Annotated in this window: 6 protein-coding genes; 2 read left to right on the forward strand and 4 right to left on the reverse strand. The window is 70.7% G+C overall.

Features of this window, described 5'->3' with window-relative positions; translation table 11 throughout:
- On the reverse strand, window positions 1-367 hold a 367-nt coding region (locus A5646_RS27255; RefSeq protein WP_197505303.1), incomplete at its 3' end, for a superoxide dismutase.
- Between the two features lie 148 nt (window positions 368-515).
- Entirely contained in the window at window positions 516-671 is a 156-nt protein-coding gene (locus A5646_RS29645; RefSeq protein WP_165827960.1) for a hypothetical protein, read from the reverse strand.
- 480 nt (window positions 672-1,151) lie between these two features.
- Between A5646_RS29645 and A5646_RS27260 the strand changes: the two genes are divergently transcribed.
- Both A5646_RS27260 and A5646_RS27265 read left to right on the forward strand, forming a co-directional pair.
- Window positions 1,152-2,198 (forward strand): DUF4328 domain-containing protein, encoded by a 1,047-nt coding sequence (locus A5646_RS27260; RefSeq protein ID WP_156765417.1) that lies wholly within the window; start codon window positions 1,152-1,154, stop codon window positions 2,196-2,198.
- 4 nt (window positions 2,199-2,202) lie between these two features.
- The gene (locus A5646_RS27265; protein WP_067025625.1) at window positions 2,203-3,027 is read left to right on the forward strand and encodes a glycerophosphodiester phosphodiesterase; all 825 of its coding nucleotides are present in this window, start codon (window positions 2,203-2,205) and stop codon (window positions 3,025-3,027) included.
- A gap of 8 nt (window positions 3,028-3,035) precedes the next feature.
- Here A5646_RS27265 and A5646_RS27270 read toward each other — a convergent pair whose 3' ends face one another.
- Together A5646_RS27270 and A5646_RS27275 are read right to left on the reverse strand one after the other, a co-directional pair.
- Window positions 3,036-4,226 carry an LCP family protein gene (locus A5646_RS27270; protein ID WP_067025628.1) on the reverse strand — a complete coding sequence of 397 codons (1,191 nt, stop codon included), beginning with the start codon at window positions 4,224-4,226 and terminating at the stop codon, window positions 3,036-3,038.
- A 54-nt stretch (window positions 4,227-4,280) separates the two neighbouring features.
- On the reverse strand, window positions 4,281-4,872 hold a 592-nt coding region (locus A5646_RS27275; protein ID WP_066880223.1), incomplete at its 5' end, for a DUF2470 domain-containing protein.

Consider the following 4,872-nt stretch of genomic DNA (forward strand, 5'->3'; position numbering starts at 1 on the left):
AACCCTGCAGCCCGTTGGCGGCCGCGCTGAACTGCGCGCGGAAGCGGTCGAAGGATCCGAAGGCGTCATCGATCGCGGCGGCCAGTTCACCGGTCGGCTTGTCGCCGCCGTCCGGTGACAGGTTCTTCCACCAGATCGAGTGGTTGACGTGGCCGCCCAGGTGGAAGGCGAGATTCTTTTCGTTCAGGAAGATCGCAGCGTGGTCCTCGTTGGCGCGGGCCTCTTCGAGCTTGGACAGAGCGTCGTTCACGCCTTTGACGTACGTGGCGTGGTGCTTACTGTGGTGGATCTCGTTGATCTGCCCGGAGATGTGCGGTTCCAACGCTGCATAGTCCCAGTCCAAGTCGGGCAGGGTGTATTCAGCCACGGCATTCCTTTCTTCGATTATCGTCTTGACGCTCAGTCGCGCGGCGCCGCCTCGCGGCGGCCGGCCGTTATCAACCCTGCTCCATGACCGCGCGCTCCGCAAGAACGACCCTTGTGAGCCGGAACGCGAATACCCGCTGAGCGGTAGTTCAGAACAAGACGATGACCGCGAGCACGGCCAGCAATGCCAGGGCGATCAGCCCGGCGCGCAGCGCGGCGATGCTGTAGCTGTGATTCCACGCCGGGGAGCCGCAGTACGACTTCGACGGGCCCGGTGAACCCGGACCGAACGAATGCGTGGCCATCAATCGCCTTTCACCCCCGGTCACCTCGCGTCAGTGAGGTGAGTCACAAACACTTTTTGCGAACGCGATCATAGCGCTTTGTGGCGGGCTGAAGAAATATCGCGCTGAACTGCGGCTTGGCGAAGGCGGCCGGGCTGCAACGCCCGCTCCGGGCGCGGGGTTGATCCTCGGCCGGACGCGCTGCTCGCACGGGTGCTTAGTGAGGCAATCCATTTCGCTCAACGACCGCTCCGGGCTGTCTATGGCGTGCCAGCGACGCCGGGTGTTATCCACAGTCACACCACGGTCAGCCGCCAGAGGCTGTAGCGATGCTTTCTATACCCCGTGGGTCTATGTGGATAAACCTGTGGAAACTGTGGATAGTCGGCGGCGCCGCGCGGGTTGCCGATCCCGCTCCCCGCGACCGACGGCGACGGCCGCCGGGCGGGCCCGCGGCCGGCGGTCCCGAGGCCCGCACCGGGACGGCGTTAGTCTGGTCCGGTGATCCAGGTGTGCTCCCAGTGCGGCACCCGCTGGAACGTGCGTGACCGGCAACGCGAATGGTGTCCCCGCTGCCGCGGAGCCCTGCTGGCGCCCTCGCCGGACAGCCCCGCTGCCGATCCGCGCTGGAGTGCGCCGGGGGCCCCGGCTCCGGCCCGCCCTTCGAGGTCGCCCGGCTGGCAGCGCACGCCGCCGCGGCTACCGCCCGGCTATCGCTGGATAGCGGTGCGCCCCGGTGCCGCGCCGCCGGTGCGACGCGGGCGCCGTCCCCTCGGACCCACGCCGCGTTACACCGTGATCCCGCGCTGGGGTTTGGCCGACCGGGTCGAGCAGGCGCCTGCGGCGGCTGAGGCGGCCGCGCCGTCCGGGCCGTCGGCGCAAATCGTTCGCACCGCGTCCTTTGTGGGCGTGCTGGTACTCAGCATCGCCGCCCTGGTCTACGTGGTGCGCTACGTGCTGCTGGTGATCAACCGGAACACCTTGCTGAACACGTGGGTGGCCATCGGCGCCGACTGGCTCGGCGTGCTCGCCAGCGTGGGCGCCGGTGCGGCGGTGATCGCCGCCGGCGTGCTGCTGATCCGCTGGATGATCGCGCGCCGCGCCGCCGTCTTCGCCCATCACGGTCTGCCCGAGCCGCGCTCCACGCGGGCGCTGTGGGCCGGTTGCGTCGTGCCGCTGGCCAATTTGCTGTGGGCCCCGGTGTACGTGATCGAGCTGGCGCTGCTCGAGGAGCACTACGCCCGGCTGCGCGGCACCATCCTGCAGTGGTGGGTGGCGTGGGTTTGCAGCTGCGCCGTGTCCATCGCCGCCATCGCGACCAGCTTCGCCACCGACGCCCAGGGCATCGCCAACAACACCGTGCTGATGGTCTTCGCGTACCTGTTGGCGGCCGCCACGCTGGCCGCCGCGACCCGCGTCTTCGAGGGATTCCAGCGCAAACCCGTCGCACGTCCCGCGCATCGCTGGGTCGCGGTTCCCGATGACGGGCCCGCCGCGCCGGCGTCGGCCGACCCAGTTGAGTTGAAGGGGCAGGAACCGGCAGCATAGGGGTATGACGTGGGCCGACGAGGTGCTCGCCGGGCATCCTTATGTCGTCGCCCACCGCGGCGCTTCGGCGGCGCGGCCCGAACACACGCTGGCCGCCTACGACCTCGCGCTCAAAGAAGGCGCCGACGGCGTGGAATGCGATGTGCGGCTGACCCGTGACGGCCACCTGGTGTGCGTGCACGACCGCCGGCTGGACCGGACCTCGACCGGCGCGGGCTTGGTCAGCACCATGACCCTCGCCGAACTGCGTGAGCTCGAGTACGGGGCGTGGCACGACAGCTGGCGCGAGGACGGCACGCACGGCGACACCAGCTTGTTGACGCTGGACGCGCTGGTCTCGCTGGTGCTGGATTGGCATCGGCCGGTGAAGCTGTTCATCGAAACCAAGCACCCCGTCCGCTACGGGTCGTTGGTCGAGACCAAGCTGCTCGCGTCGCTGCATCGGTTCGGCATCGCCGCGCCCGCGTCGGCTGACCGGTCCCGTGCGGTGGTCATGTCGTTTTCGGCGTCCGCGGTCTGGCGGATCCGGCGGGCCGCCCCGCTGCTGCCCACGGTGCTGCTCGGCAAGACCGGGCGTTACCTGACCAGCGGCGCGCCCACCGCTATCGGCGCCACCGCCGTTGGGCCTTCGCTGACGACGCTGAAGGAGTATCCCCAGCTCGCCGACCGGGCCATCGCCCAGGGCAGGGCGGTCTACTGCTGGAACGTCGACGATTACCAGGACATCGATTTCTGCCGCGACGTCGGGGTGGCCTGGCTCGCCACCCACCACCCCGGTCGCACCAAGGCGTGGTTGCAGGGCAACCGCGCCGGCGACGGCAGCGGCTAGCCCGGCCGCTATTGCGGTTCGTCCGCCGCGGCGGGAGGCACCGGCGCATCGGAAGCCAGCGCCTGGAACAACCGCTTGGCCGCATCGTGATTCCACACCACCACCGAGCCGGCGTCACCGCTGGTGAACTGGCCGATCGGCACGGTCATGGCGGTGGTCGACCCATGCAGCGCCCAGCCGAGCCGGGCCAGATCCCAGGCGTGGTCGCCGCGGTCGATGGTCAGCGCGTCGGTGGCCGCCCGCGGCACCGAATACCAGCGCCACGGGTTGAGCCACACCGCGGGGCTCCCGGCCCGATGCAGCAGCGCCGCCACGAACTGACGCTGGTTGACCATCCGGTCCAGGTCGGCGCGGGGCGTGTCGCGGGACCTGACGTAGCCCAGCGCGTTGCGCCCGTCGAGGGTGTGGCAACCCGCAGGCAGGTCGATGCCGGCCAACGGGTCGTTGAGCGACGTCGTCGGGCACACCGTCACCCCGCCCAGCGCGTCCACCAAGCCGGCGAACCCGCCGAACCCGATCTCCGCGTAGTGATCGAGGCGCAATCCGGTGGCCTGCTCCACCGTCCGCACCAGCAGCGGCGCACCGCCCATCGCGAACGCGGCATTGATCTTGTCTTTGCCGTGCCCCGGGATCGGCACGTAGGAGTCGCGCGGTATCGACACCATCGACGTCTGCGCTGCGGATCCGATGCTCGGCACGTGAACCAGCAGGATCGTGTCGGTACGCCCGTTACCGATGTCGCCGCCCGTGGCCAGGTCTTGTTGCTGCTCGGCGGTGAGGCCTTGGCGGCTGTCCGATCCGACGACCAGCCAGTTGGTCCCCCGGCCGGCCGCGGGCCGGTCCGGATAGTCGGCCAGGACCTCCTCGCGGTGCAGTTTGGTATCGAACCAGATGGCCCCGGCGACGGCGCCCGCGCCGAGCAGCAGTGCACCCACCAGCAGGATCGACAGCACCGTGCGGAGCCGGCGGCGCTTGCGGCGCTTGGGTGACGTGCGCGGGGCCTGAGGTCGCGACGGCGCCGCCGCCCCGGGCGCCGACACGGCGGCGGGACGCGCCCTCGGCCGGTTCAGCGGCTGGGTCTCCGCCGTCGGCGACGGCGGCGGGCCGGCGTGGCGGTGGATCACCTGCGGCGGCTCGGGGCGCGGTGGCCCGGGCGGCCCAAGCGGGCGCCGAGGCTGGGGTGCGCGCTCGCCGTTCACCCGAGTAAACGTACGTGGCCGGCGCTCGGTCGCGCCGGTGCGCCGCGCGCTCGGCTAGCCGCGCGCCCGAAGCCCGTTGATGAAGGGGCAGCCCATCAGCACCCGGATCGCCTGGCTCAGGCCGGTCATGTCGTCGACCGGCTTATGGAACGGCAGCCGGACGTCGTGATCGCGATCGTCGCCCTCGACACGGAACCGGACGCCGTAGCGGTCCAGGCCCAAGGGCCGGACGTGCCCGCGCCGCAGCGGCGCCGGCAGCCGGGACACCAGCCGCGCGAGGACGTCGCTGTGGGCGGTGTCCAGGTGCCACAGCAGGCTTGACTCGAGCGCGCAGAACGGATCCGGGCGGGCGTTCAGCAGGTCGGCCACACTGACCGGCTCGGCGCCGGTGGCGTCGGTGACGACCACCGAGGCGATCTCGAGCCGCAACAGGGTGTAGCGCGGCTCGTCGCCGCCGCCGGGCCTGCAGCGTGGGGTATCGATGCCCAGCAGGGCGGGATTCGGGCACTCGGCGGCGATCAGGTCGAGCAGATCGAGGATCTCCGTCGGGTGTACCTCTTGGAGGCGACCGCGCACCCACACCAGCGAGCGGACCGGTTCGCGCAGCGGTAGGGGCGCGTAGTCGGTCAGCTCCAGCAGCGCCTGG

This window comes from Mycobacterium sp. 1245499.0 (genome assembly GCF_001673615.1).
GTDB classification, from domain to species: Bacteria; Actinomycetota; Actinomycetes; order Mycobacteriales; family Mycobacteriaceae; genus Mycobacterium; species Mycobacterium europaeum_A.

Excerpts from the sequence above, each read along its gene's own strand:
- A5646_RS29645 (WP_165827960.1), bottom strand. The coding sequence starts at position 671 with ATGGCCACGCATTCGTTCGGTCCGGGTTCACCGGGCCCGTCGAAGTCG.
- A5646_RS27265 (WP_067025625.1), top strand. The coding sequence starts at position 2,203 with ATGACGTGGGCCGACGAGGTGCTCGCCGGGCATCCTTATGTCGTCGCC.